Genomic DNA, 24,997 nt, shown 5'->3' with positions numbered 1-24,997 from the left:
TCAGCCCAGTCTCTGGCGCGAGGCCCAGAGGCAGTTGAGATAGGCGAAGGTCGCCGTGAAGCCGAGGAAATAGGCGACGGCCCGCAATTCCAGCACGCCGCGCTGCGCGCCTTCAAACTGGGTGATGAAGGAGAAGCGCGCGATCAGGTCTGCAAAACCGGTTCCGAACAGGGCCTGCACTGTGGAGAGGACCAGCGGCCAGCCGGCGGCCGTGAACACGAAGGCGATCACCACGCTGATCACGAAGGCGGCGACCTGGCTGCCGGTCAGCGCGGACACTGCGGCGCCGATCGACAGATAAGCGCCCGCCATCAGTAGGCTGATGAAATAGGTCAGCGCAATCGCCGTATTGTCCGCGGGGCCGAGGAAGTTGACCGACACCCACATCGGGGCCGTCAGCACTAGGCCGGCTGCCGCAACCGTCCAGGCTGCCAGCAGCTTGCCCAGCACCAACCCCGGAATGCCGACCGGCAGCGACAGCAGCAATTCATCGGTGCCGCTCGCCGCTTCATCCGCCCACAGCCGCATGGCCAGGGCTGGCAGGAAGATCATGTAGAGCCAGGGATGCCACATGAAGAAGGGCTGCAAGTCCGCGACGCCGGTGTCGAAGAAGCGGCCGGCCTCCCAGGTGAACATGCCGAGCGCCAGAAGGAACACGGCGAGGAACACATACGCCATCGGCGTTGCGAAATAGGCGCCCAGCTCGCGCCGGTAGGTCGCGCTGAAGCCGCTCATCTGCCGGGTCAGGAAGCCGTTCATTGCGTTTCGTCCTCCACCTGGTCGGTGAGGCGCGTGAAGGCCGATTCCAGCGTGCCGTCCTCGGAGCGCCTGGCAATTCCTGCCGGCGTGTCGTCCGCGATGATCCGTCCCCGGTCGATCAGCACCGCGCGGTGGCACATCGCCGGCACTTCGGTCAGCGTATGGGTCGAGATGATGATCGCCTTGGTCGGCGCCATCCGGGCGATCAGCGCGCGCACGGCACGCTTCTGGTTCGGGTCCAGCCCGTCGGTCGGCTCGTCCAGCACCAGAACGGGCGGATCGTGCAGGATGGCCCCCGCCAGGCCGACCCGGCGGCGATAACCCTTGGAAAGATCCCTGATCCGCTGATGGCTGACCGTCGAAATGCGCGCATCGGCAATCGCCCGGTCGATGGCATCGCGCCGCCCGGCCCGGGGCAGGGACCGCGCCTCGGCCAGGAAGCGCAGGAATTCCGGCGGCGTCATGTCCTCATAAAGCGGCGCGCCTTCCGGCAGGTAGCCGAGGGCTGCCTGCGCTGCCCGCCGGTTCGCGATGATCGACTTGCCATCGATGAGCGCATCGCCGGCATCCGGCTCCAGCACACCGGCAATCATCCGCATGGTCGTGGACTTGCCCGCCCCGTTCGGCCCGAGAAACCCGAGCACGGTGCCTTTTTCCACGGTGAACGATACACCGCGCACGGCCTGTTTCGGGCCGTAGGATTTTTCGAGTGCCTTGACCTCGAGCATACTGCCTTGGTTGCCTCACCTTCTGGCCTTCGTGGATAGACCGCTTGGCTTAACGCTTCCAGAGCAGGCCTGCGAAGATTGCGCAGAATTCAGGCACCAAACCGCGCCACGTCCTCGATCAGGCACTTGGCAGCCGCCGCGACGATCTTCTCGCCGTCCGCCGCGTTGGACTGGGTCGGATCCGACCCGATGCGGCCATCCGGGAAATCCCGGCGATAGCTTACCGCGTCGCTGATCGTGCCGTTCGGGGCGATCTTCGGGCTCATCTCGGTATGCTGGCGCTCGCGGTCCGGATAGGCCCAGTAGGTGACCGAGACCTCCGACGCGGTGGCGTGGCTGCCATGGCCAACCGGATAGAGCTGGTTGCAGAGCCCCATCACCTCCTTGAAGTCCCACCAGTCGCGCCGCTTCAGGCTGAGGCCCGGCCGGTTGTCGGCGCCGCGCGGATCAAAGCTGCGCCGGGCGTGGATCTCGGCGAAGGCGGCCTCGATGGTCGAGATGTTGCCGCCATGACCGTTGAACCAGTAGATCCGCTCGAACCCGTGACGCATCAGGCTCTCGGTCCAGTCCGCCATCGCGGCAATCATGGTTGACGGGCGCAGTGTGATCGTGCCGGGAAAGCCGAGATGGTGCTGCGCGCAGCCGACATTGAAGGTCGGCCCGATCAGCAGGTCGTCCGGCGCAAGGCTTTCGGCATGGTTGGCAATGATCTCCGGGCACAGCGCATCGGTTCCGATGAAACCGTTCGGTCCGTGCTGTTCCATCGAGCCGATGGGCACCACGATGGTTTTCGATTTCTTGAGCCAGGCTTCGATGTCCGGCCAGGTGGAGACGGGAAGGCGCATGGGTTCAGTCCTTTCGCGGGCCGAGGCGGCGGGTGATGTGGCCCATCTTACGCCCCGGACGGGCTTCGCGCTTGCCGTAGAGGGTCAGCGTGTCATGGGGCCCGAGGCTCGCCGGGCTGACAAGCCCCGCTTCGCCGATCAGGTTGATCATCTCCGCGTCGTGCAGCCGGTGCGTATCGCCGAGCGGCCAGCCAGCCACGGCGCGGATATGTTGTTCGAATTGCCCGGTCTGGCTCGCTTCGGGCGTCCAGTGGCCGGAATTGTGCACGCGCGGGGCAAACTCGTTGGCCAGCAGCATGCCGTCCTGCAGCACGAAGAATTCCAGCGCCAGCACGCCGACATGATCGAGCGCCTCGGCCAGCTTCATCGCCTTGGCGCGGGCTTCGTCCTCGATCGCTTTCGGCAGGCCCGAAGGCACGGAGGACACCGCAAGGATGCCGTCCTTGTGCAGGTTGCGCGGCGGCGCCCAGGTGCGCGTGTCGCCATCCGGCCCGCGCGCGACGATCACCGAAATCTCGCACTGGAAAGCGATGGCGGCTTCCAGGATGGCCGGCGCGCCGCCGATCCGGTCCCAGGCCGTCTCGGCTTCTTCCGCGGACCTGATCCAGGCCTGCCCCTTGCCGTCATAGCCTTCGCGGCGCGTCTTCAGCACGCCCTTTCCGCCGAGCGTCGCCAGCGCGGCGGTGATGTCGCCCGGCCCGTCGACCGGCTCGAACGGCGCAGTGGTGATGCCCTGTTCGTTCAGGAAGGTCTTCTCGGTGTATCGGTCCTGCGAGATCTTCAGGGACGCCGAACCCGGGCGCACCGGCGTTCCGGCGGCTTCTACCGTGTCAATCGTCAGTACCGGGACGTTCTCGAATTCCAGCGTCACCACATCGCAGGCTTCGGCAAACTCGGCCAGCGCTTCGCCATTATCCCAGGCCGCGCACCAGGTGCCGGCTGCGACCCGTCCGGCGGGCGAGTTTTCCTCCGGCGAATAGATCAGCATGTCGAAACCAAGCTGCGCGCCCGCGCAGGCCAGCATCCGGCCGAGCTGGCCCCCGCCGAGAATCCCGATCGTGGCGCCGGGCCTTAGCGGCGTCATCCTTCCGGAACCTCTTTCACGCCATCGGTCTGGGCGGCGCGGAAGGCGTCGAGCTTCGCGGCCACGCCCGCATCTTCGAGCGCGATGATCGAAGCGGCCAGCAGGCCGGCATTGGCCGCGCCCGCTTCGCCGATGGCCAGGGTGCCGACCGGCACGCCTTTCGGCATCTGGACAATCGACAACAGGCTGTCGAGGCCGGACAGGGCTTTCGATTGCACCGGCACGCCCAACACGGGCAGAGGGGTCATCGCGGCCGTCATGCCGGGCAGATGGGCCGCCCCGCCGGCGCCGGCGATGATCACCTTGATCCCGCGCCCCTTGGCCGTCTTGGAATAGTCCGTCAGCCGGTCCGGCGTCCGATGGGCCGAGACGATGCGCGCCTCATAGTCAACCCCCATCGCCTCCAACATCCGGGCGGCTTCCTGCATGACCGGCCAGTCCGACTGGCTGCCCATGATGATGCCCACAACCGGGGTCTTGCCCGTTCCCATACCCGCCTCGCTGCCGGAAAACGCGCACCATAGGAGCGCGCGCGGGCCGGTCAACCATTCGCGTCACGCGCGAAGTGCGGGCAGGGCTCTACAGGGGGCTGATTCGGCGCTATCCTGCCCGCCATGGCGAAGGACTTTCCCATGTCGGATCCCGGCGAAACCCGCGCCCTTCTGGACGCGCTGGGTCTCGACCTGACCCAGCTTGACCGGCGCACAAGGGCGGCGGTGGAGGCCTTGAGCGAGGAGGTCATGGCGCTGCGCGACGAATCCGCGATGCTGCGCGCCGCTTTGGCAGAGTCCGAGCTGCTGGCGGACAATGACGCCCTGCTACCGATCTTCAACCGCCGGGCCTTCGAGCGCGAAGTGCGCCGCGAGATCGCCCTGTCAGGCCGGTTCCAGACGCCGCTGTCGCTGATCTTCATCGATCTCGACAACTTCAAGCTGGTTAACGACATCTATGGCCACGCGGCCGGCGACAGCGTTCTGCTCAAGGTCGCCGAAATCCTGGCCCAGCGGACCCGCGAAACTGATATTGTCGGCCGCCTCGGCGGGGACGAGTTCGGCGTCGTGCTGGCCCATGCCAGCTTCGAGGACAGCCGGCGCAAGGCGGCCCAGCTGGCCGAGGCCATCGACGCCCTTGAAGTGCGCGACGAGGCCAGCGCCGAAACGCCCATTGTGCGCATCGGGGCCTCCTGCGGCGTCGTGGAATGGCGCCCGGGCCAGGGCGCTGCCGCCCTGATCGCGCGGGCCGACCAGGCCATGTTCGTCGAGAAATCCCGCCGCAAGACCGACGGGCGCGCCGCGCGCTGACTGGGTAAATGACAGTTAACGTATTCGGGACCCGGTGTCGCATGACTCTCGTCTGCACCTGTGGCATGCTGCGCGTACGGCTTCTCAAATGCCGTGCTGAAAACAAGGAGACTGCCCATGTCGCTCGATGGTCGGATCAGTGAGCTTGCCAACAAGCACCGCCAACTGGACGAACAGATATCCGCCGAACAGAAGCGCCCTTCCAGCGATGATTTGACGGTCAAGGATTTGAAGCGACAGAAACTCAGGATTAAGGAGCAGCTGCGACAGTTGAAAGCCAGCTGACGCCAGCCCCTTTGGCCCGCTTCTTGCGGTCTGGCCGGGACTCAACCTGGTCGCAGCCGTCTGGAGAATGGGCCGATGACACCTGATTTCGATCTTCGCGGCGCGCCGCCTGCGGCTGGTTTCGCCCGTGGGTGAGCCCGTAACCCTCGTTCTCGGGCTCGGCCGCGAAGTCGGCGACGCGATCGCCCGCACCTTCCAGGAAGACGGCCACCGCGTTCTGGTGGCCGATCCGTCGGACGAACGCCTTGAAGTGGCCCGCGACGCGCTGGAAGACGGCGCGGCCACCTATCATGGCGAGCTGCATTCGCGCCTCGGGCTGCGCAATGCGATCACGGCCGCGCTGGAAGCCTTCGGCCGCATCGACAATGCCGTGATCGTTCCCGAGATCGAGGACAGCGACCACCTGCTCGATTTCGCCCAGGAGAAGTTCGAAAAAGCGCTCGCCCGCTCCGCCCGCGGCGCGGCGCTTGCGCTGCGTGTCATAGCCGAGCGCCTGCTCGACCAGGAAGACCTGCCACAGGCCGGTGTCGAGCGTATCCGTCAGAAGGGGACGATCACCTTCATCCTCGGCTATGCCTCGATTGCCTCGATGCCAGGCCGGTTCACCGAAACCGTCGCCCAGAGCGCCATTCTCGGTGTCATGCGGGCCGGCGCGCTGGAACTGGCCGAGCACGGGATCCGCGTGAATGCTGTGGTCGCCATCCGTCCGCGCGAAGAGCGCGCCGAAAGCTGGACCGCCCGGCGCGTACCGCTCGGCCGCGCCGCGCAAGCTGATGAAATCGCCGAGGCAGCGCGCTTTATCGCATCTCCCGCCGCTGCCTACATGACCGGCCAGAGCCTGATTCTCGATGGCGGCCGTTCGACCCTGTCGGGCCTGCTCGACTAGACCGGCGACAGTGCGGTCACACTGCCCTTGTCCACCGAAGCGGCATAGCTCGCCACAGTCGCTGCCGTGTATTCCGACGCGTAGATCGTCGACACCGTCCGGTAATCGGCGCGCGCCGATTCCGGTGTCAGCGTGACCAGCGTGAAGCCATGGCTGAACGGGTCATGCCAGACGACTTCCGGGTTCACGTCGGCGATCAGCTGGCCGAGGTCCGGCACCGCCTTCACATACGCGCCCATGCCGGGGGAGCTGACCGAGGTGCACGCAAACTCGACCCCGCGCCGCACGCCGACTGCGTCATAGAGTTCGTTGGCAAATGCCGTGTGCGTGTCGCCCGCCAGCGTCACCAGTGCGGCGCCGGCTTCGGCCACGCTGGCATAGAGCCGCTCGCGCGCCATCGGATAGCCGTCCCAGGCATCAAGGTTCCAGGGCAGGCCGAGCGCCGTGAAGGGCAGCATCGCCAGCACTTCAGGCCGGTCCTGCGCGGCCTTCTGTTCCTCGGTCATGATCGTCGTGAAATCGGGCAGCCGGTTGCGCGCCATCACGACCTGGTTGGCCAGCACCTGCCACGTCGCGCCGGACTGGACTGAGGCTTTCAATTCACCCGCCAGCCAGGCTTCCTGCTCGGCGCCCAGCATCGTGCGTGCGGGGTCCGCCACCGCCTGCATCGTCGCCATCACGCGTGCGCCGATCTCTTCCTGCGTCGCCGCGCCAGCGAGCGCCGAGCCCCAGTCCAGCGGCTCGGACCGGCCGGTGAGGCGTGAGTCGAGCGCGTGGACCGTGGCCACATTGCCGAACCGGAACGTGCGCCAGACGGCGGATGTGACTTCGCCCGATTTTGGCTCACGGATCGGCATCCATTCGAAATAGGCCTGCAGCGCGCGCATCTTGCGATCGCTCCATTCGCCTTCGCCCTTGTCGGGATTGTGGTTTTCGGCGCCCGTCCGGTAGGAATCGTTGGCACTCTCATGGTCGTCCCAGGTGCAGATCCAGGGCGCCGCGGCATGGGCGGCCTGCAAGTTCGGGTCGCTCTTGTACTGGGCATGCCGGCGGCGATAGTCGGACAGCGATATGATCTCGGTGGGCGGATCATGCGGCCGGCCAAGCTGGGCCGCCACGTCGCCGCCATACCCGTCGGTGCCGTACTCGTACATGTAGTCGCCCAGGTGCACGATCGCGTCGAGGCCTGGCTCATTGGCCATCTCGCGGTACACATTGAACAGGCCGAACTGCCAGTTGGCGCAGGACGCAACCGCCAGCTTCACCGGCGCGCTCGCGTCCGCCGACGGCGTGCGCGTGCGCCCTTCCGGCGAGATGACGTCTCCGTCGGCAGCCTTCGCCTTGAACCGGTACGTGTAGGCCGTCGCAGCCTTCAGCCCGGTCGCATCGGCCTTCACCGTATAGTCGCGGGCCTCGGAGGTCACCACCTCACCAGACGCTGCCGGGGTCTGGCTGCCGGCCTCGAAGACTTCCCAGGTCACCGTCACCGGGCCAGTGCCGGACAGCGGGGTCACCCGGGTCCAGAGGATCATCGCGCCGGGCAGGGGATCGCCGGAGGCTACGCCGTGCAGGAAGGCGAGTTCGCCCTGGAATCCTTCGTCCGCGACCGGCGCCGTCTTGCAGGCCGCCAGGCCGATCGAGCCAAGGGCTGCGCCGCCCAGAAGTCCGCGCCGTGTCACCTGTACCATCTGGAATCTCCCCGAAAGAATGCCGCCTTATGAACCGGCAGTGTGAAGCCAGCATGACGCAGCCCGCAGGCCTCGTCTATAAGGCGCCATCATGAGCCAGATCGAAATCACTGCCACGCCTGAAGATGCCGGCCAGCGGCTCGATGCGTTCCTCGGCGCGAAGGCGGCGGAAATCTCGCGGTCGCGCGCCCGGGCGCTGATCGAGGAGGGCGTGGTCACGGTCGATGGCCGGGTCGAGATCAGTCCCCGCGCCCCGGTCAAGGCGGGCAGTATCTATATCGTGGCCCTTCCGGCACCCGTTGCGGCCGAGCCGCAGGCCGAGGCGCTCCCGCTCGAAATCCTGTTCGAGGACGACCATCTGGTGGTCCTGAACAAGGCCGCCGGCATGGCGGTGCATCCGGCGCCCGGCAATGAGACCGGCACGCTGGTCAACGCGCTGCTGCATCATTGCAAGGGTCAGCTTTCCGGCATCGGCGGGGTCGAACGCCCCGGCATTGTCCACCGGCTCGATAAGCTGACCAGCGGCGTCATGGTCGCTGCCAAGGCCGAGATCGCCCATACCGGCCTTGCCGCCCTGTTTGAGCAGCACGACATTGAGCGGATGTATCTCGCCGTCACGCGCGGCGCGCCCCGTCCGCTCACTGCCACCATTGACGCGGCCATCGCCCGCTCGCAGACCGACCGGAAGAAGATGTCCGTGCACAGAAATCCGGACAGCCCTTCCGCGCGGCGCGCGGTCACCCATTACAAGGTTGCCGAAACCTATGGCGTGCGCGACAAGCATACCCGCGCGCCCGCCGCTGCGCTGGTCCAGTGCCGCCTCGAAACCGGCCGCACCCACCAGATCCGCGTGCACTTGGCGCATATCGGCGTGCCGGTGATCGGCGATCCGGTCTATGGCCGCCAGATGGGCATCTCGGCGCTCGGCTCGGGCGACGCGCATGCGGCCGCGTTGGCGGTTGCCCGCGCCTTTCCCCGTCAGGCCCTGCATGCGGCGGTGCTCGGCTTTGTTCATCCGGTCACCGGCAAGACGCTGCATTTCGAAGCGCCGGTACCGCCGGACATGGCGGAACTGATCCATGCACTCGAGGGCCTGCCCAAGAACGTGTAACCGATAGCCACCGGTTACTGCTTCGCGTAGGCTGCGGCCCGCCGCACCGCGATGTCCACCCGCAGGAGAGTTCAATGTCGAACGCCGCGTCATCGCCCCCCGGAAACGAGCCCGAACAGGTCCCCGCGCCAATGCGCGCTGGGCGATGATCGGCATCTTCCTGATCATGGCCTTCGGCGCGCTTTCGGTCGCGTAGTTGGTGTTCATCCCGATTGTCACCGCAGTCATCCTCGCCCTCGTCTTCAGTCCCGTCCGTCGCGCGCTCGGAAAGCTCGGTATCGGCCCGGGCCTTGCCGCCACGCTGATCTTCGTGTCGGCGCTCTCCGCCGTTGCGCTGATCATCTACGCGGCGTCCGACACGCTGGCCCAGCGGCTGAACAACGCGCCAGAGATCATGGAACAGGCCGAACTGGAAATCCGTGAACTCCTCGGCAAAGCCGGGATTGTCTGTTTCTGGATGTCCTATGCTTTTGGGGCCGGCTACAGGATGCCGGCCTAAGCCCCCGGCATCCTGCACCTGTTGCTGCGGCCGTGCCGGGATGGGGCTCGATCAGAGCCCGTTGTCATCGTGGTGCGCGCACGGTTGGAATGCGCAGCCGAAAGCGGCTTTCCCAAATGCAGAGCCGGACGGCTGTTCCCGGCGTGACTGCAGTCATATCGCAGATCACGTGGATTATGGTTCTTTGCCCAGTTCACGCAGGCGCCCATGTACCATTTCGTTGGTTTCGCGATACTCGCGGCTTAACTGCTGAAGCGTGAAGTCGAGGCCGCTTAGCATCATCATTCGGTAGATGAGCAGATTCCGGAACTCCAGCGTCTGGACGAGTTCTAATTGAGATTCGCGTGGGAAGTTTGTGACAGGCCAATACTGTTCGGCCGACTCTGTCACCACCGTCCCCGATCCATTCGCGATTCCTCGCAGATCATAATTGGCGATCAGATATGAATCGACTTTATCGAACACGAGGCGCCGTTGTTCATCCATCGATTGTTCAACGTCAACTATGGTGGGTTCAAGCTCCAGGATGCGCCTTCGAATATCCGCATTTCGTATCAGGTTGATCTGACCTGAGGTCTTCAGATCCTCGACAGAAGCGCGTCTTGGTTCCGGAAGCAGAAGCAAATAAACCGCATCTGAAACCAAGGCGTCGAGTTCGGCGGGGGTAACATCCAATCGAACACCATCGACAACCTCCGCCAATTCCAACTGTCGCTGTGTTTGACGCTCAATGCGAAGCAGGAACGCGTCGAAGGATTCTATCGCGCCTTCAAGGTCTTGAGATAGCGCTTCAAGAACAACGACTTCCTTTTGCAACAGCCCGCGTTCTTCGTTCCAGTTCGAAACCTGCAAACCGATAAACACGCCAAACACGACGATCAAGAAATCGAGGCCCACTGCAAACCAGTTCTGCTCCTTCACGTGCCTTGTCATTGCTCGCAGCAGCATATGTGTCCCCTCGTTCTCGTTCTAACGATTAGGTCTGCAGCGAAGAGTGACAAATAGAAAGCGGCTTTATCGGCGCTGCTGCGCAGAGACCAATGAGCGGAAGGGTTTGATCGTACCGAGACCTACAGATACTGCGCGGCGACGGGTGAATTCGGGCCAAACCCGAACGTCCGGTCTTAACCGTCCTTGCCCGGAGTACCTGTCGACGCGGTGACCAGAGGTTCGAAGCGCAGGGTGCGGGCGGTCAGGGTGATCTTGCCGACCTTGTCCGTGTCCGCCACGATCTTCACCGGCACGTAGGCGCCATTCTCCAGTGGGGCGAGGTACATCTTCAGCGGGCCGGAAATGCCGGTCAGCGTGTCATTGTTCACTTCGCCCTTCTTGTAGCCGGCAATCTTGTCCATCGTGACATGGCACTCGATCGCCTGACCGCTCCAGCCATTGGTCTTCACCTTCACCGTGCCGGTCCCGGCGCGCTTCAGGTGCAGGTAGGTGAGCTGGCGGCCATCGAACACCTTGATCGGCCCGCCGCAGGCATCTGCGCCCGGCGCGCGCGGCTCCAGCGCGAAAGTGATCAGCGCGGTCAGCGGGTCATTCGCCAACACCACCTGTTCGGCGGTGGCGGCCGGGTCGCCGAGGTTTCCGAAGCGGGGCTTCGCCGTCATCGAGAAGCCGGTATCGGTCATGCTCAGCTCAACGCGGCGGTTCTTCTTCCCGTCCTTGTTCTGCGAGATGTATTTTGTGGCCTTCAGGCCGTCGGGGCGGGTCTTGCCCTCGGCGTTCAGCGACATGTCATAGTTGACGAAAATGTCGGCCAGACCGGTCGTGCGCACGCGCGACTTGATGGCATAACTGTCGGGCTTCATGTCCACGGTGAAGCTCGCCCGGCCGGTGGCGGGCAGGATGAACACCATGGCCTTGGCGTCCAGTTCGTAGAGCATGCGGGTCGGCGCGCCCGCCTTGATGCTGGCGAGAACGGCCGGTTTGTCGGCATGCGGGGCGGTCTCGGCGGCAGAGGCGCCCAGCAGGGCCAGCGAGGCGGCGGCGATCAGGAGGCTGCGCTTCATCGGGTTCGTTTCGTCCTTTCCGGTGCGGGAGGCACCATCGGCCCCCGGCTTACAACGCCCCTTCCCAACATGGCCTGAACAGCCTTGCCCGGAGGATGCCTCATTTGGCCCCGGCCGCCCACTGACATAAGATGACAGCGCGTGACAGCAAGCCTTCGGCCCGGAGACAGGAATTGCCTGATTCGTCGTGGTTGACAGGAGGCGCCCGCAGACTGTAGGAGCGCGCCTTCAGATCAAACATGCCCCTTTTACCCGGAGCGAGGCCCATGTCCCGCGAATGTGAACTTACTGGCACGAAGCCGATGGTCGGCCATATCGTCAGCCACTCCCAGATCAAGACCAAGCGTCGGTATCTGCCGAATCTTGTGCAGGTTACGCTGCATTCGGAAGCCCTGGACCAGGATTTCCGCCTGCGCATCGCCGCAAAGGCTCTGCGCACGGTCGACAAGCTCGGCGGCCTGGACCCCTTCCTCGCCAAGGCGAAAGATGAGGCGCTTTCCCCGAAAGCCCTGAAAATCAAGCGCGACATCGAGAAAAAAGCCGTCACCGCCTGATCGGGACGCCTTTCGAGACTTCCGCAGCGCCGGGCCCGAGGGGGTCCGGCGTTTTGCATTCCGGGGCTGTTTGCGGGGTCCCTCGAAGCGTGCAACCTTGCGGGCTGACCTTCTGAGGGAGTGCCCCATGCGTCTTGCCAGCCTTCTGACCGCCGCCCTCGCACTCGCCGCCTGCGCCGGGCCCGCCCCGACCCAGGCCGCGGCGCCGGACCCGGCCCCTGCCGAAGATCCGCGCGTCACGGTTTTCACCAACGGCACGATCTATACCGGCCTCGAAGACCCCGCGACCGTCACCGGCGTCGTGGTCTATCCGGACGGGCGCATCCTCGCCACGATCCCGCCAATGTCCGCCGACTGGGGCGACGATACCAGCGAGATCCATCTCGTCGATCTCGGCGGCGCCTATCTCTATCCTGGCTTTACCGATGCCCATGCCCACCTGCTCGGCATCGGCCAGCGCGAGCTGACCCTCAATCTTGAGGGCACGGCCTCGGTCGCCGAACTCGTCACCCGTGTCGAAGCCGAGCTGCAGGGGCTGGCGCCCGGCGAAGTGCTCTACGGGCGCGGCTGGATCGAAACCGGCTGGCCGGAAGGGCGCATGCCGTCAGCTGCCGATCTCGACCCCGTCAGCCCGGACAATCCGGTCATCCTCGGCCGCTCGGACGGCCATGCGGTGGTGGCCAATACGTCGGCGCTCAAGGCGGCGGGCCTCTATCACATCACCGGCGACCCCGAAGGCGGCAAGGTCGAGCGCGGCCCGGACAATCTCGCGACCGGTATCGTCCTCGACAATGCCATGTACCCACTGACCCAGCTGATCACGGATCCGAGCGAAGAGGATGTCCGGCGCGCCTATGAAGTGGGCGCGAAGACCTATGCGGCCCGCGGCTGGACCGGCGTGCACAATATGAGTGTTCCGCGCCTGCATGCGCCCTGGCTGCAATCGCTCAGTCAGGCCGGGAAGCTGCCGCTGCGCGTCTACAATGCGTATGACGAGAACGGCTTCGATATCGCCGCCGGCCGCCTCTACGAAACGCCGACGATCACCAACCGTACCGTGAAGCTCTATATGGACGGCGCCCTCGGCAGCCGGGGCGCGCTGCTGATCAAGCCGTATGCTGACCGTCCGGACACCAGCGGCCTCGCTCTGCTGGAGCCCGAGGCCCTGCACAACCTGATGATGGATGCCAAGGAAAAGAACGTCCAGCTCGCCATCCATGCCATCGGCGATCTCGCCAACCGCCGCATCCTCGATACGTTCGAGGCGCTGGGATACGGCCCGGACCTGCGCTGGCGCATCGAGCATACGCAGGTGCTCGCGCCGGAAGACATCGCCCGCGTCGGCGCGCTCGGCCTGATCGCCTCGATGCAGCCGAGCCACGCCATCGGCGACCTGCACTTCGCGCCTTCCCGCCTCGGGCTGGACCGGCTGCGCGGCGCCTATGCCTGGGCGAGCCTCTTGGCCTCCGGCGCCCACCTCGCCGGCGGTTCGGACGCCCCGGTCGAGGTCGGCTCGCCGCTGATCGAGTTCTACGCCGCCGTCGCCCGCAAGGACCTGAAAGGATTCACTGGCGAAGGCTGGCACCCTGAAGAGGCGCTCACCCGCCAGCAGGCGCTTGCCCTGTTCACCTCCGGCCCGGCCTATGCCGCCTTCCAGGAGGCCGATCTCGGCACCATCGAGCCCGGCAAATGGGCCGACTTTTCGGTCTTCGACCGCGACTTGATGACCATTCCCGAAGGTGACATTCTCTCCGCCAGACCGGTGATGACCGTCATCGCCGGAAAGGTGGTCTGGCGCCAAGATACAGACGTCCCGGAGGAGGGGGCGGCGCCGGAAGGGGAAGAAGGACAAATTCCATGAAGACGTTTCTGCCCGGCAGCGCCGCTGCCCTAGCGTTCGCGCTGGTCTCGGCCTGCTGTTCCACGCCGGCCGCGCACGAGGTTGCGCCCGCGCCGGAAGCCGCTGCGGTCGAGGCGGTTGTCGTCGCTGAAGAGCCTGCGGCCGCCGCGATCGACTATGCGGCCTTCGTCGACACGCCCGAACGTCCGGAGACGGACATCCTCGCCGATACGAACCGCAAGCCCGCCGAAGTGCTCGCCTTGATGGCGCTCCAGCCCGGCGACACGGTCCTCGAGATCGAGGCGGGCGGTGGTTACTTCACCGAGATCCTTTCCCGCACGGTCGGCGCGGACGGCAAGGTCTACATGCAGAACCCGGCCGCCTTCGACGCCTTTCTCGGCGACCGGGTGTCCAAGCGCCTGGATGGCCGGCTGACCAATGTCAGTGTGATCAAGTCGAATTTCGACGCCTTCGGTCTTGCCGACGGCGCCGTCGACACGGTCACCTGGTTCCAGGGGCCCCATGAGCTGGCCTACTTCCCGGACGATACGCCAGAAGGTTTCGGCGCCCCGGCTGCCGCCTATGCGGAAATCGCGCGTGTGCTGAAATCCGGCGGTGAGTTCGTCGTGATCGACCATATCGCCCCCGCCGGTTCGCCCGAAACCACGGGCGGCGACACCCACCGGATCGACCCCGCCATCATCAAGGCCTATGCCGCCGCGGCGGGCTTCACGCTGGAAGCGGAGTCAGACCTCCTGGTCAATCCGGACGATGACGGCACGAAAAACGTGTTCGATCCGGAGATCCGGGGCCATACGAGCCAGGCGCTGCTGATCTTCCGCAAACCTTAAGCTCGCAGGGCTCAGCAATAACTGTTGCCCGGCCGGCAGGACGAGGAATAGACCGTGCCGATATTGGCCGTGGCACGCCGTGCCTCGTTCCAGTCGCGGCTCGCCTGCCACGCCGCGACATTCCCGGTCGAGCTGCCCGGATTGGCGGATGAATAGCTGCCGGATGTTCCCATGCTGTCGGATTGCGCATACGCGCCCGCGCCGCTGGCCAGCGCGGCGAAGATGCCGCCAATCGCATTGTCCACGCTGCGCCCCCAGTTTCCGCCTGACTCCGTGGGCACCGATCCCGGCGGCGGACCCAGCATCTGCGCCATCTTCATGGCGAGGTTGCAGGAGAGTGGCACGCCGCCGTCGAAGCAGGCCTTGACCGAATAGGTGCGGATCGTCTCCCAATCGTTCAGTCCGTAGTCGGTATAATAGTTGAGCCACGCCACATTGAAGCAGGCGTCATAATCGGGATTGTCCGAGTCGCAGACCGGTTTGAAATAGCGCTCCGCACGGTAGCCGTTCGAACGGCCCGCGCTCGGCCCCACAAAGCCGGTCAGATCCGCGTGCACCTTGCAGGCATTCGGCACGCCCTGATCGCAGGCAAAGGCCAGCGGTGCGAGTGATGCGGGCACGTCCTGGCCGTAGGGTGAATTGCCCGCGCCCAGGTACATCCCGAGGAAGTAGCACGCGCCCGGCCCCTTGAAATCGCACAGCGTCTTGAACTGGTGATAGGCCTCCCAGTGATTGCCGGCCTGCATCTCGCCTACGGCCATGTCATAGCCCTCTGACGAGACGCGCTTGATGTTCGCAAATTCCGCGTCGGATTTGGTGAAGCTGATTTCGTAGGCCTTCGAATACCAGACCAGCGCCTGGGACAGGTTGCGCTCCACGCCGTTGGGCGCGGTGTCATACATTCGGGCGGCTTCCAGCATGCACGTATAGCAGCCCTCTTCCGCGCCCATGGTGTAAAGCATGGCGGCTTCGAAATTGTCGTCCGTCCGGTCGCCGGTGGTGACTTGTCCGGTCTCCTTCATCCTTCCGGCGCGGGCATACCCGATCGATATGCCGGCATCGGCTGCGTCGAGATAGGCAACATAGGCGGCCTCAAAGTCCGCCGGGCCCGACGCGCGGGCGAGGTAAGCATCGCCTTGTGCCAGCTGGGACGGACCTTCCGCCTGTTGCGCCGACGCCGTCAGTGCCAGACCTAAAAAAAGGGCCGCCAGGCCCGTCAAATACCGGAATCGCATCAAATCTACCTTTGAATTCAGGCCCGCAGCCTAAAAGGTGCCGCCGGCCAAGTCATCACCCTCCGGGGGGGGGGCCGCCTGCGCACTTACGCTACGTCGCACTAGGCGCGCGGCCATCCCGTGCTAGAACGCATGGTTCATCCTTATGTCTCTGCTGGCGAGTTCCGCGAATCCATGACTGCAATGACCTCCACCGACACGCTCGAAGGCCTGAAACCGACCGAAAAGCTCAATCTGAAAAAGCTGTTCGGCCTCGAAACGGCGATGGTCGTGCACGGGTTCAAGACGCGCACCGAGTATGTGCCGGAGATCGATCCGTCCTACCGGTTCGACCCGCAAACGACACTCGCCATCCTCGCGGGCTTCGAGCACAACCGCCGCGTCATGGTGCAGGGCTATCACGGCACCGGCAAGTCGACCCACATTGAACAGGTGGCTGCGCGCCTCAACTGGCCGATGATCCGGGTCAACCTCGACTCCCATGTCAGCCGGATCGACATGGTCGGCAAGGACGCCATCGTCCTCAAAGACGGCAAGCAGGTTACCGAGTTCCGTGAAGGCATCCTGCCCTGGGCCCTGCAACGCCCGGTCGCCATCGTGTTCGACGAATATGACGCCGGCCGCCCCGACGTGATGTTCGTCATCCAGCGCGTGCTGGAAGCTTCCGGCAAACTCACGCTGCTCGACCAGAACCGCGTGATCGCGCCGAACCCGTATTTCCGGCTGTTCTCGACCACCAATACGGTGGGTCTCGGTGATACAACCGGGCTCTATCACGGCACCCAGCAGCTCAACCAGGGCCAGATGGACCGCTGGTCCATCGTCACCACGCTGAACTATCTCGCCCATGATGCCGAGGTCGAGATCGTCAAGGCGAAGGCGACCGGTGTCGAGGATGCGACCCTCGCCAAGATGGTCACGCTGGCCGATCTCACCCGCAACGCCTTCATGGCCGGAGACCTTTCCACCGTGATGAGTCCGCGTACGGTCATCACCTGGGCCGAGAACTTCGCCATCTTCGGCGACCTCGGCCACGCATTCCGCATGACCTTCCTCAACAAGTGCGACGAGCTTGAGCGTCCTCTCGTGGCGGAGATGTACCAGCGCTGCTTCGGCGTGGAACTCCCCGAGAGCGCCCTGATGGTGAAGGTGGCCTGATCCCCGGGAGGGTCCTGCAATGATGGAAAAGCGGATCGAACTGACCGGCGCGTCCGGCTTCACGTTCGGCGCCCTGCATGTCGCGCCGGTTGGCGCGCGCAAGGGCGGCCTTGTCCTCATCCAGGAGATCTTCGGCATCAATTCCTACATGGCCGCCGCCGCCCAACGCTTCGCCGCGACCGGGCTGGAGGTCATCGTGCCCTCGATGTTCGACCGTCAGGAGAAGGGCTTCGTGCGTGAAGGCCATGGGCCGGACGACATCGCCGCCGGTGGGGGCCATGCCCGCGCCAACGGCCTTGAGAACGCCCTCACCGATATCGCTGCCTGCATCGCCGCGCTCGAAGGCCCGGTCTTCATCTCCGGCTACTGCTATGGTGGCTCGATGGCCTATCTCGCCGCCTGCAACCTCGACGGCCTGGCGGCGGCCTCCTGCTACTATGGCAGCCTCGTGCCGGGCCTGAAGGACCGTGCGCCGCGCTGTCCCACGATCACCCATTTCGGCCGCCAGGACGCGCACATTCCGGTTCCCGGCGTCGAAGCCTTCGCCGCCGCACGCCCGGACGTACCGACTTGGATCTACGAGGCCGGCCATGGCTTTGCCCGCACCAGGTCTGCTGATTATGACGCCGCCTCTGACGCCCTCGCCTGGCAGCGCACGCTCGACCTCTTCGAAAAGGCCTCCGCCCGCTAGATGGCCAAGGACACCACCCCCCAGGACCTGTTCAAGGCCGCCCTTGCCGCCACCACCAAGGCGATGAGCGCGGAGCGTGAACTCGAAGTCGGCTTCGGCGCCGATGCCGGCGACCAGGGCGACCGGCTCGTGCTGCGCCCGCCGCCGATCGAACTCGCGCCGGAAGTTGCCGCCCGTATCCGGGGCGAGGCCGACGCCATGGCCCTGCGCCGGGCTCACCATGACGCCGCCGCCCATTTCGCAAACCGTCCGCAGGGCGAGCTGGCCCGCCGTGTCTATGAAGGCGCCGAAACCGCCCGCATCGAAAGCCTTGGCGCCAACGCCATGTCCGGCACCGCCGGCAATCTCGACGCCGCGCTCGATTTCCGCTGCCGGTCCACCAATTTCGGCGCCGGCTCGGAAGACCCCGAAGCCGTCCTCGCGCCGGCGCTGGAATTCCTGCTGCGCGAACGCCTCACCGGGCGCGAGCTGCCCGAAAGCGCCCGCCGCGTGGCCGATGTCTGGCGCGAGAAGGCCGAGGCGCGGGCAGGGGAGGCGCTCGACAGCCTCATCAGCCAGCTCCACGACCAGGCGCAGTTCGGCAAGACGATCCGCTCGATCATCCGTGACCTGACGGCTTCGGATGTGCCCGGCGAGGATGTCGAGACCGACGAGCAGGAAGACAGCCAGCAGCAGGACGACAGCGAAACCCAGACCGGCGAAGACGATGTCTCCACCGAGGAACAGATGGGCTCTTCCTCCGACCAGATGGAGGCCGGCGAGACCGAGGACATCGATGGCGAGGAGGCCAATGTCTCGGTCGACCAGGAAGCCGATCTCGACGCGGACGATTCGCCCGACGACGAGGATGACGGCACCAAGCCGCTGCGCCCGAACTTCCAGCCGGGCGACGACCGCGACCGCTTTGTCTACAACGTGTTCACCCGCGCGCATGACGAGACCGCCAATGCGCCGGACCTGTGCGACGCCGAGGAACTGACGCGCCTGCGCGCCTATCTCGACCACCAGCTGCAAGGCCTTCAGGGCGCGGTTGCCAAGCTCGCCAACAAGCTGCAGCGCCGCCTGATGGCGCAGCAGAACCGCTCCTGGTCCTTCGATCTTGAAGAAGGCGTGCTCGACACCGCGCGCCTCACGCGCGTCATCACCGATCCCACCGCGCCGCTCTCCTTCAAGCAGGAAGACGACACCAAGTTCCGCGACACGATCGTCACGCTGCTGCTCGACAATTCCGGCTCCATGCGCGGCCGCCCGATCATGGTGGCGGCTCTGTGTGCGGACATTCTCGCCCGCACGCTGGAGCGCTGCGCCGTGAAGACCGAGATCCTCGGATTCACCACCAAGGCCTGGAAAGGCGGCATGAGCCGCGAGGACTGGGTGAAGGCCGGCAAGCCGAACAGCCCGGGCCGTCTCAACGACATCCGCCACATCATCTACAAGGCTGCCGACATGCCGTGGCGCCGTGCGCGCCGCAATCTCGGCCTGATGATGCGCGAAGGCCTCCTGAAGGAGAACATCGACGGCGAGGCGCTGCTCTGGGCGCACGACCGCATGCTCGGCCGGCCCGAACAGCGCAAGATCCTGATGGTAATTTCGGACGGCGCACCCGTCGATGATTCCACGCTCAACGTCAATATCGGCAATTATTTGGAACGCCACCTACGCCAGGTGATCGACCAGATCGAGAACCAGTCCCCGGTCGAACTGATCGCCATCGGCATCGGCCACGATGTCACGCGCTATTACAAGCGCGCCGTGACCATCGTCGATGCAGAACAGCTCGGCGGCGCGATGACGGAGCAGCTCGCCTCGCTCTTCGACGAACACCCGCCGAACCCCGCCGCCATGGCCATCCCTCCGCTCACGGAGCGCACCACCCGCGGCGCGGTCTCGGGCGCCGCCTCCGGCGCGCCCAGCTATGGTCGGAAGGTCGGCACGGGCCGGGATGTGAAGACCACCACGCTGCAGGCCGTGAAGCCGCCGGGTAAGAAGTAAAAAGGGCCCGCAAATGCGGGCCCCCGTTCAGGTCGGTTTGGCAGGCGAGGTCAGGCGTTCTCGGTTGCGCCCTGCATCTGGTGCACATCGCGCGCTTTCAGGAGCTGGCCACCGATGCCCCAGTCGCCTTGCTCGACTTCCATGATCCGCACCCAGGTCACGCCGCGCAGGGCTTCGCCCTCCACGGAGACCATCGCATCCGTCACCTTGCGGATGATCTCTTCCTTTTGGGCGGGGCTGAACACGTCCTTGATCACGTCAACAGTCACGAGTGGCATTGCAGTTCTCCTTGGTCTGTCTTGTCGGGCCGGACCATCCGGCGACAGGGAGGTTTTGCCATGGGCCCGCCGGCCTGTTCAGTTCGCGGGTTGAAGTAGCGCACTACACTAATGGAAGCGACACACTTCAGTTTTGGGGTTTTACTGCGGTCACGCGGTTTCGGAGGGACGCCCGCATGAAATATGGCCAGTATTGCCCCATCTCGTCGGCGGCCGAGATCCTCGGCGAGAAATGGAACATCCTGATCATCCGTGAGCTGTTGATGGGCGGGCGCCGGTTCAACACGCTGCAGCGCGGCCTCGGCGATATTTCGCCGGCCCTGCTCACCGCGCGTCTCAGGTCTCTCGAACAGCAAGGCATTCTGGTGCGGCGCAAGATCCCGGGCCAGAAGGGCTAAGAATATTTCCCCACGGCCGCCTGCGAATCGCTGCTGCCCGTGCTCATCGCCATCGGCGAATGGGGCATCATCTGGACCAAGGAAACCATGCTCGACTCCGATTTCGATGTGGAGATGCTGATGCTCTACATGGAGCGCAGCATCGATCCGTCGAAACTCATCGGCAATGAAAGCGTCATCCAGTTCAAGTTCTCCGATCTCGAGGAGCAGAAGGATTTCTGGCTGCTGGTGAAGGATGACCGGGTCGATCTCTGCGTCACGGATCCCGGCCGGGACGTGGACGTCTATTTCAACTGTACAGTCCGCACGATGTATGAGGTCTGGATGGGCGACAAGACGTTCAAGGAAGTGCTGCGCACCGGCGAGATGCATGTGCAGGGCGAGCCGGCGCTGCTGCGCAACATCAATGCCTGGCTGCGCCCCGGCGTCTTCGCCCAGTCGCCGCGCCTGCGGGTTGCCGCCAGCTAGGGCGCGCCCGGCTCCGGGCCTGTGCGGGGCTCGATTCATCCTGATACGGACGAGGACCAGGCCTCTTGCTCGGGAAATCGTATACGGCTTCTCGTCCTCGCAAGCGCCCTGTTCCGGGGAGGGGACAGGTCACTTTTCGGGGCTATGTCACCGATAAGCGGGCGAAGAAGGGGGGGCAAGGGCAGATACGTCTTGAAGGCGTCCGTCAGGTCGGCAATCCGGCCTTTGCAAAGATCTCCTGCGCCAGTTCCTCGGCGCGCGCGCAGACGCTTGCCAAGCGCGCGTCCCGGTCCGCGCCGTAAAGTTCTCCTGCGAGCGATTTCAGCACAGCGGTCATCTCAAGGCGCAGGTTTTCGTGCGCGTTCGGGTCGACATAGTTTTTCCCGGCGTCAGGATCGTCCATGAGCAGCATGATCCAGGCGCCCGTCATCAGCGTGTCCTTGCGGGCGTCCGGCCAATGCTGTGCTACTGGCGCAATGCGCTCCTTACACAGACGGTCTGGCACGATATCGCCGAAGAACCATTGCTCCCAGATGTCGCGCCCGAAGTCGATCATTTGTCGGGAATGACCGCCTGGAAGCAATGCGTCCGCAGCGCCGGCCAGAACGCGGTCCATATAAAACCCGCTCCGGTAAAAGCCGATGCCACATCCGAGCGCGTAGAAGAAAGCGTCTTCGGGGTGTTCTTCGGAAGGGGCCGGGTTCGGCTCCGGTTCCGGCATGCGGGCGGCAGGTTGAGGTGCGGGCACGGAGGATTGTCCGGTCCCAGCCTTGCGTTTGGTCAAAAGCCATCCGACCGCCGCCGCCAGAACGGCAACGAGAATCCAGGGCAAAGCTCCGTCGGGCTTGATCTGCCTCCTGTGCGTTTGTCTACAGGCGCAGAAAACGGGCCGTACCTTTCAGTAAAGTAAACCCGGCGTCAGTTCTTGCCGAACTTCCGGTCCCGGCCGGCCATCAGGCGCAGGCGCAGCGCGTTCAGCTTGATGAAGCCTTCCGCGTCTTTCTGGTCATAGGCGCCGTGATCATCCTCGAAGGTCACGATCTTCTCCGAGTACAGACTATAGGGCGACGAGCGCCCGATCAGGTAGGCCGTGCCCTTGTAGAGCTTGATCGTCACTTCGCCCGTGACCCAACGCTGCGAATGATCGATTGCCGCTTGCAGCATCTCGCGCTCGGGGCTCCACCAGAAGCCGTTGTAGATGAGCTCTGCATATTTCGGCATCAGCTCGTCCTTCAGGTGGCTTGCGCCCCTGTCGAGGGTCGCCTGCTCGATGCCGCGGTGGGCCACAAGGAGGATCGTTCCGCCCGGCGTCTCGTAGATGCCGCGGGACTTCATGCCGACGAAGCGGTTTTCGAGCAGGTCAAGCCGCCCGATCCCGTGCTTCTTGCCATAGGCGTTCAGCGCGGTGAGCAACGTGGCCGGGCTCATCGCTTCGCCATTGATAGACACGGCGTCGCCGCGCTCGAAGCCGATGGTGATGATTTCGGCCTTGTCGGGCGCATCTTCCGGCGCAATCGTTCGCATATGGACGAATTCCGGTGCGGCCTCTGCCGGATTTTCCAGAACCTTGCCCTCGGAGGAAGAGTGCAGCAGGTTCGCGTCGACGGAGAAGGGGGCCTCGCCCCGCTTGTCCTTGGCAATCTCGATGCCGTGTTCTTCTGCGAACTTGAGGAGGTCGGTGCGCGATTTGAAATCCCAGTCGCGCCATGGCGCGATCACCTTGATGTCGGGGTTCAGCCCATAATAGCCGAGCTCGAAGCGGACCTGGTCGTTCCCCTTGCCGGTCGCCCCGTGGCAGACGGCATCGGCGCCGACCATGTCGGCAATCTCGATCTGGCGCTTGGCAATCAGCGGCCGGGCAATCGAGGTGCCGAGCAGGTAGACGCCTTCATAGACGGCGTTGGCGCGGAACATCGGGAAGACGAAATCGCGCACGAATTCCTCGCGCACGTCCTCAATGAAGATGTTTTCCGGTTTCACCCCGGCGGCGAGGGCTTTCTTGCGGGCCGGCTCCAGTTCCTCGCCCTGGCCCAGATCGGCCGTGAACGTCACCACTTCGCAGCCGAATTCGACCTGGAGCCATTTCAGAATGATCGAGGTGTCGAGGCCGCCGGAATAGGCAAGAACGACCTTTTTGGGCTTCACGGAGGACTTGGACATGGAATTCCTGACGCATTTTTCGGCTGAACGGGGAAAGTGTTGCCTTAAAGTCCCGCCGATCACCTGACAAGACGGAGCGGTTCGGTGATTCCAGTGGTTTACGCTTTCCTAAAGCGTTATAGTGAATTGCCTTTATATGGGTGGCCACTGGCAGGGTCGCCGCAGGCAAGGTGGCGCCTATGTTGAACGATCCGATGGACCAGGTAACCGGCCGCAGCCAGGTTTTGCCCGACAGCCTTCGCCAGGCCGTCCGGGAGGCTGAAGCCACAGGCCGCGCCGCCGAAGACCGCGCCCAGTCCGCCATGCCGTTCCGCGCCCGGCTCCGGGCCCGCGACGCCGTGCGGCCCCAGCCGACCTTGTCGATCCTTACCCATTCCCGCCCGATCACCGCCGGTTCGGTGTCGCACACCGCGATCTCGGAAGTGCGCGCCCTTCGCCGCGAACCCGTCCTGCCGCCGCCCGCCCGCCCCGAGCCGGTCAAGCCGCCACCCCGTCCGCCGGTCACCTCAACCACGGCGCTCGTTCCGGTGCGCCGCAGCCAGGTGGTCGTGCCGCCTAAGCCGTCGAACGATGACGATGATGACAAGCCGGGCTTCCTCGGCCGTCTCGGGGATTTCTCTCAATTCGCCTTTGCCGGTCTCGCTGTGCTGGGCCTTGCCGGCCTGTCGGTCATGGCGGCCGAAAATGCACTCGGCACGAAGCCGGATACGGACGATGCCGACGCCGACACAAACCTGCAGACCGCCAGCCTCGATACGGCGCCGGCCGCTGCCACGTTGGCTGCACCGGCCGCGGCGCCGGCTGTCACGCCCTGGTTTGACTATCGCGGCACCGCCGACCTGCTGAAGACCCGCGTTGCGGCCCTGAAGGCGGAAGAAGAGAAGGCGACACGTCTCGCCGCGTCGGAGGCCGAACAGTCCGCGGCCCTGGCGATCGCCAATGCGGAAGCGGCCCGTGTCGCGGCTGAAACGCCGGCGGCCTCGACAGGACCTGCCATCATCGATGCCCGCGTGCGCGACCGCGTCGCGGCTGAAGAAGCCGCTCGCGCGGCCGCGGCAACGGCTGCAACCCAGCTGCAGGCCGATCAGGCCGCTGCCGCTGCAAGGGTCGAGGCCGACCGTCTGGCTGCGGAAGAAGCCGCCCGCGCCGCCGCGCTTTCGGCTGAGCGCCAGCGCGCCGCAGAGGCCGAAGCCTCCCGGCTGGCAGACCTTGAGGCCAAGCGCCTCGCCGATCTTGAGGCCAAGCGTCTTGCGGCGGAAGCCGAAGCCAAACGCCTCGCTGAAGCCGAAGCGCAGAAAGCGGCCAAGGCCGCCGAAGCCAAACGGCTTGCGGAAATCGAAGCCAAGCGCGCCGCCGATGCGGAAGCCGCCCGTCTCGCCGCGCTTGAAACGCAGCGCGCCGCCAAGGCCGCCGAGGCGAAGCGTGTCGCCGACATCGAAGCGCGCCGTCTGGCGGACGCCGAAGCCGCCCGGCTGAAAGCCGCCGCCGCTGCAGCTGCCGTCACCACGGCCGCTGCCGAGCCCGCGCCGCGCGTCTGGACGAACCCGCCGGGCCGCGCCTCGCTGAAGCCGGTCCGTCCGGCCGCGCCGAAACTGCTCGCCTCTAAAGACGTAACCGTTTCGCGGCCCGTTCCGACGACGCTCAAGGCGTCGCCGCCGGAAGTCCGCCCACTGATCAATGCGCCGCGTCCGGTCGATGACTTCATTGCAGAGCGCGCCGCGTACACGGCAGACCGCGCGCTGGATCAGGGCGGTCTGGACGCACTGAAAACCGATTTCCTCGCCCTCGTGGAAACGAGCCCCGACGGCGCCCATCACCAGCTACTGACGCCCGATGGCCGTCCGCTGCTGATCCATTTCGAGCGGACGCTGTCAGTGGATGCGGCCACGGCCAGCGTTCATGCGATCGGCTACCGGCCGACGGCGGAAGGCTTCGTGACGCGCGCCTATTCGGAGCCGGCGAATGTGAACGTGAAGGTCATGTGCCGCGATGTGGCCTATGCCTTCCCGGGCCAGGAACGCGGCCGGTTTGCCGCCTGCCAGGGCACCAACGGCACGTGGACAATGGCGCGCGCATCGATGCCGACGGGCAATCCGATCTAGCCTCCCCGACACGCATAAGTGCCTTGCGTGTGCATGATTGCGCGTGCCCGCAAAGCCTGCGACAGGTTC

General features: G+C 65.2%; 26 protein-coding genes. 14 read left to right on the top strand and 12 right to left on the bottom strand.

What is annotated here, in order from left to right:
• The 5 genes from GC148_RS06520 to purE form a co-directional block, all read right to left on the bottom strand.
• Positions 1–759, bottom strand: coding sequence for an ABC transporter permease subunit (locus tag GC148_RS06520; protein ID WP_291069731.1), 759 nt, complete (start codon positions 757–759; stop codon positions 1–3).
• On the bottom strand, positions 756–1,487 hold the full coding sequence (locus GC148_RS06515) for an ATP-binding cassette domain-containing protein (protein ID WP_291069730.1): 732 nt from the start codon (positions 1,485–1,487) through the stop codon (positions 756–758). The genes GC148_RS06520 and GC148_RS06515 overlap by 4 nt, the downstream gene beginning before the upstream one ends.
• Before the next feature lie 89 nt (positions 1,488–1,576).
• The gene (locus GC148_RS06510) at positions 1,577–2,332 is read right to left on the bottom strand and encodes a creatininase family protein (protein WP_291069728.1); all 756 of its coding nucleotides are present in this window, start codon (positions 2,330–2,332) and stop codon (positions 1,577–1,579) included.
• Positions 2,333–2,336: 4 nt separating this feature from the next.
• Complete coding sequence (locus GC148_RS06505) at positions 2,337–3,416, bottom strand: 5-(carboxyamino)imidazole ribonucleotide synthase (protein WP_291069727.1); 1,080 nt, start codon at positions 3,414–3,416, stop codon at positions 2,337–2,339.
• Positions 3,413–3,907 (bottom strand): 5-(carboxyamino)imidazole ribonucleotide mutase, encoded by a 495-nt coding sequence (gene purE, locus GC148_RS06500; RefSeq protein ID WP_291069725.1) that lies wholly within the window; start codon positions 3,905–3,907, stop codon positions 3,413–3,415. Before purE ends, GC148_RS06505 begins: the two co-directional genes overlap by 4 nt.
• Positions 3,908–4,030: 123 nt before the next feature.
• On the opposite strand from purE, the gene GC148_RS06495 reads away from it, so the two are divergent.
• The 3 genes from GC148_RS06495 (at position 4,031) to GC148_RS06485 (ending at position 5,888) form a co-directional block, all read left to right on the top strand.
• Positions 4,031–4,717: a GGDEF domain-containing protein gene (locus tag GC148_RS06495; RefSeq protein ID WP_291069723.1), complete on the top strand. Its 687-nt coding sequence runs from the start codon at positions 4,031–4,033 to the stop codon at positions 4,715–4,717.
• A gap of 117 nt (positions 4,718–4,834) precedes the next feature.
• On the top strand, positions 4,835–5,002 hold the full coding sequence (locus tag GC148_RS06490) for a DUF465 domain-containing protein (protein ID WP_291069721.1): 168 nt from the start codon (positions 4,835–4,837) through the stop codon (positions 5,000–5,002).
• A gap of 127 nt (positions 5,003–5,129) precedes the next feature.
• Positions 5,130–5,888: an SDR family oxidoreductase gene (locus GC148_RS06485; protein WP_291069720.1), complete on the top strand. Its 759-nt coding sequence runs from the start codon at positions 5,130–5,132 to the stop codon at positions 5,886–5,888.
• Here the strand turns inward: GC148_RS06485 and GC148_RS06480 are convergent.
• Positions 5,885–7,576: an alkaline phosphatase D family protein gene (locus tag GC148_RS06480; RefSeq protein ID WP_291069718.1), complete on the bottom strand. Its 1,692-nt coding sequence runs from the start codon at positions 7,574–7,576 to the stop codon at positions 5,885–5,887. The two genes, GC148_RS06485 and GC148_RS06480, sit on opposite strands and share 4 nt — an antisense overlap.
• 91 nt (positions 7,577–7,667) lie before the next feature.
• Between GC148_RS06480 and GC148_RS06475 the strand changes: the two genes are divergently transcribed.
• Both GC148_RS06475 and GC148_RS06470 read left to right on the top strand, forming a co-directional pair.
• Positions 7,668–8,687: an RluA family pseudouridine synthase gene (locus GC148_RS06475; RefSeq protein ID WP_291069716.1), complete on the top strand. Its 1,020-nt coding sequence runs from the start codon at positions 7,668–7,670 to the stop codon at positions 8,685–8,687.
• Between the two features lie 199 nt (positions 8,688–8,886).
• Positions 8,887–9,186: a hypothetical protein gene (locus GC148_RS06470; RefSeq protein WP_291069714.1), complete on the top strand. Its 300-nt coding sequence runs from the start codon at positions 8,887–8,889 to the stop codon at positions 9,184–9,186.
• Between the two features lie 174 nt (positions 9,187–9,360).
• Here the strand turns inward: GC148_RS06470 and GC148_RS06465 are convergent, their stop codons facing one another.
• Complete coding sequence (locus GC148_RS06465; RefSeq protein ID WP_291069712.1) at positions 9,361–10,134, bottom strand: hypothetical protein; 774 nt, start codon at positions 10,132–10,134, stop codon at positions 9,361–9,363.
• Positions 10,135–10,310: 176 nt separating this feature from the next.
• Positions 10,311–11,201, bottom strand: coding sequence for a DUF3108 domain-containing protein (locus GC148_RS06460; protein ID WP_291069711.1), 891 nt, complete (start codon positions 11,199–11,201; stop codon positions 10,311–10,313).
• A 266-nt stretch (positions 11,202–11,467) separates the two neighbouring features.
• Here GC148_RS06460 and rpmB point away from each other — a divergent pair, with 266 nt between their 5' ends.
• From rpmB to GC148_RS06445, 3 genes are all read left to right on the top strand, one after another.
• Complete coding sequence (rpmB, locus tag GC148_RS06455) at positions 11,468–11,755, top strand: 50S ribosomal protein L28 (RefSeq protein WP_291069709.1); 288 nt, start codon at positions 11,468–11,470, stop codon at positions 11,753–11,755.
• A gap of 127 nt (positions 11,756–11,882) precedes the next feature.
• The gene (locus tag GC148_RS06450; RefSeq protein ID WP_291069707.1) at positions 11,883–13,616 is read left to right on the top strand and encodes an amidohydrolase; all 1,734 of its coding nucleotides are present in this window, start codon (positions 11,883–11,885) and stop codon (positions 13,614–13,616) included.
• Positions 13,613–14,446, top strand: a complete 834-nt coding sequence (locus GC148_RS06445) for a methyltransferase domain-containing protein (protein ID WP_291069706.1) — start codon at positions 13,613–13,615, stop codon at positions 14,444–14,446. Before GC148_RS06450 ends, GC148_RS06445 begins: the two co-directional genes overlap by 4 nt.
• Before the next feature lie 11 nt (positions 14,447–14,457).
• Here GC148_RS06445 and GC148_RS06440 read toward each other — a convergent pair whose 3' ends face one another.
• Entirely contained in the window at positions 14,458–15,681 is a 1,224-nt protein-coding gene (locus GC148_RS06440; RefSeq protein ID WP_291069704.1) for a tetratricopeptide repeat protein, read from the bottom strand.
• 174 nt (positions 15,682–15,855) lie between these two features.
• Between GC148_RS06440 and cobS the strand changes: the two genes are divergently transcribed.
• From cobS to cobT, 3 genes are read left to right on the top strand one after another with little or no spacing between them, the layout of a single operon-like run.
• Positions 15,856–16,839, top strand: coding sequence for a cobaltochelatase subunit CobS (gene cobS / locus GC148_RS06435; RefSeq protein WP_291069702.1), 984 nt, complete (start codon positions 15,856–15,858; stop codon positions 16,837–16,839).
• Between the two features lie 19 nt (positions 16,840–16,858).
• Positions 16,859–17,530, top strand: coding sequence for a dienelactone hydrolase family protein (locus GC148_RS06430; protein WP_291069700.1), 672 nt, complete (start codon positions 16,859–16,861; stop codon positions 17,528–17,530).
• Positions 17,531–19,522, top strand: a complete 1,992-nt coding sequence (cobT, locus tag GC148_RS06425; protein WP_291069698.1) for a cobaltochelatase subunit CobT — start codon at positions 17,531–17,533, stop codon at positions 19,520–19,522. It begins immediately after the preceding gene.
• A 50-nt stretch (positions 19,523–19,572) separates the two neighbouring features.
• Here cobT and GC148_RS06420 read toward each other — a convergent pair whose 3' ends face one another.
• Entirely contained in the window at positions 19,573–19,800 is a 228-nt protein-coding gene (locus GC148_RS06420) for a tautomerase family protein (protein WP_291069697.1), read from the bottom strand.
• A gap of 176 nt (positions 19,801–19,976) precedes the next feature.
• Between GC148_RS06420 and GC148_RS06415 the strand changes: the two genes are divergently transcribed.
• Together GC148_RS06415 and GC148_RS06410 are read left to right on the top strand one after the other, a co-directional pair.
• A complete protein-coding gene (locus tag GC148_RS06415; protein ID WP_291069696.1) occupies positions 19,977–20,198 on the top strand; it encodes a helix-turn-helix domain-containing protein in 222 nt (73 codons plus the stop codon).
• Positions 20,199–20,237: 39 nt separating this feature from the next.
• On the top strand, positions 20,238–20,666 hold the full coding sequence (locus tag GC148_RS06410) for an alkyl sulfatase C-terminal domain-containing protein (protein WP_291069694.1): 429 nt from the start codon (positions 20,238–20,240) through the stop codon (positions 20,664–20,666).
• Between the two features lie 205 nt (positions 20,667–20,871).
• On the opposite strand, the gene GC148_RS06405 is transcribed toward GC148_RS06410, so the two are convergent.
• Both GC148_RS06405 and GC148_RS06400 read right to left on the bottom strand, forming a co-directional pair.
• Positions 20,872–21,414 (bottom strand): hypothetical protein, encoded by a 543-nt coding sequence (locus GC148_RS06405; RefSeq protein ID WP_291069693.1) that lies wholly within the window; start codon positions 21,412–21,414, stop codon positions 20,872–20,874.
• 170 nt (positions 21,415–21,584) lie between these two features.
• Positions 21,585–22,826: an argininosuccinate synthase gene (locus GC148_RS06400; protein WP_291069691.1), complete on the bottom strand. Its 1,242-nt coding sequence runs from the start codon at positions 22,824–22,826 to the stop codon at positions 21,585–21,587.
• A 179-nt stretch (positions 22,827–23,005) separates the two neighbouring features.
• Here GC148_RS06400 and GC148_RS06395 point away from each other — a divergent pair, with 179 nt between their 5' ends.
• Positions 23,006–24,928 (top strand): hypothetical protein, encoded by a 1,923-nt coding sequence (locus GC148_RS06395; RefSeq protein WP_291069690.1) that lies wholly within the window; start codon positions 23,006–23,008, stop codon positions 24,926–24,928.
• Positions 24,929–24,997: the final 69 nt, after the last annotated feature.

Origin of the sequence: Hyphomonas sp., assembly GCF_016125515.1 — a bacterium.
Lineage (GTDB): Bacteria > Pseudomonadota > Alphaproteobacteria > Caulobacterales > Hyphomonadaceae > Hyphomonas.
The sequence above is the reverse complement of the archived record's forward strand: the minus strand, read 5'-3'. Positions and strand labels throughout refer to the sequence as shown.

Excerpts from the sequence above, each read along its gene's own strand:
- purE (WP_291069725.1), bottom strand. The coding sequence starts at position 3,907 with ATGGGAACGGGCAAGACCCCGGTTGTGGGCATCATCATGGGCAGCCAG.
- GC148_RS06465 (WP_291069712.1), bottom strand. The coding sequence starts at position 10,134 with ATGCTGCTGCGAGCAATGACAAGGCACGTGAAGGAGCAGAACTGGTTT.
- cobT (WP_291069698.1), top strand. The coding sequence starts at position 17,531 with ATGGCCAAGGACACCACCCCCCAGGACCTGTTCAAGGCCGCCCTTGCC.
- GC148_RS06440 (WP_291069704.1), bottom strand. The coding sequence starts at position 15,681 with ATGCGATTCCGGTATTTGACGGGCCTGGCGGCCCTTTTTTTAGGTCTG.
- GC148_RS06510 (WP_291069728.1), bottom strand. The coding sequence starts at position 2,332 with ATGCGCCTTCCCGTCTCCACCTGGCCGGACATCGAAGCCTGGCTCAAG.
- GC148_RS06415 (WP_291069696.1), top strand. The coding sequence starts at position 19,977 with ATGAAATATGGCCAGTATTGCCCCATCTCGTCGGCGGCCGAGATCCTC.
- GC148_RS06460 (WP_291069711.1), bottom strand. The coding sequence starts at position 11,201 with ATGAAGCGCAGCCTCCTGATCGCCGCCGCCTCGCTGGCCCTGCTGGGC.
- cobS (WP_291069702.1), top strand. The coding sequence starts at position 15,856 with ATGACTGCAATGACCTCCACCGACACGCTCGAAGGCCTGAAACCGACC.
- GC148_RS06395 (WP_291069690.1), top strand. The coding sequence starts at position 23,006 with ATGTTGAACGATCCGATGGACCAGGTAACCGGCCGCAGCCAGGTTTTG.
- GC148_RS06515 (WP_291069730.1), bottom strand. The coding sequence starts at position 1,487 with ATGCTCGAGGTCAAGGCACTCGAAAAATCCTACGGCCCGAAACAGGCC.
- GC148_RS06505 (WP_291069727.1), bottom strand. The coding sequence starts at position 3,416 with ATGACGCCGCTAAGGCCCGGCGCCACGATCGGGATTCTCGGCGGGGGC.
- GC148_RS06420 (WP_291069697.1), bottom strand. The coding sequence starts at position 19,800 with ATGCCACTCGTGACTGTTGACGTGATCAAGGACGTGTTCAGCCCCGCC.
- GC148_RS06520 (WP_291069731.1), bottom strand. The coding sequence starts at position 759 with ATGAACGGCTTCCTGACCCGGCAGATGAGCGGCTTCAGCGCGACCTAC.
- rpmB (WP_291069709.1), top strand. The coding sequence starts at position 11,468 with ATGTCCCGCGAATGTGAACTTACTGGCACGAAGCCGATGGTCGGCCAT.
- GC148_RS06400 (WP_291069691.1), bottom strand. The coding sequence starts at position 22,826 with ATGTCCAAGTCCTCCGTGAAGCCCAAAAAGGTCGTTCTTGCCTATTCC.
- GC148_RS06480 (WP_291069718.1), bottom strand. The coding sequence starts at position 7,576 with ATGGTACAGGTGACACGGCGCGGACTTCTGGGCGGCGCAGCCCTTGGC.
- GC148_RS06475 (WP_291069716.1), top strand. The coding sequence starts at position 7,668 with ATGAGCCAGATCGAAATCACTGCCACGCCTGAAGATGCCGGCCAGCGG.
- GC148_RS06445 (WP_291069706.1), top strand. The coding sequence starts at position 13,613 with ATGAAGACGTTTCTGCCCGGCAGCGCCGCTGCCCTAGCGTTCGCGCTG.
- GC148_RS06490 (WP_291069721.1), top strand. The coding sequence starts at position 4,835 with ATGTCGCTCGATGGTCGGATCAGTGAGCTTGCCAACAAGCACCGCCAA.
- GC148_RS06450 (WP_291069707.1), top strand. The coding sequence starts at position 11,883 with ATGCGTCTTGCCAGCCTTCTGACCGCCGCCCTCGCACTCGCCGCCTGC.
- GC148_RS06430 (WP_291069700.1), top strand. The coding sequence starts at position 16,859 with ATGATGGAAAAGCGGATCGAACTGACCGGCGCGTCCGGCTTCACGTTC.
- GC148_RS06495 (WP_291069723.1), top strand. The coding sequence starts at position 4,031 with ATGGCGAAGGACTTTCCCATGTCGGATCCCGGCGAAACCCGCGCCCTT.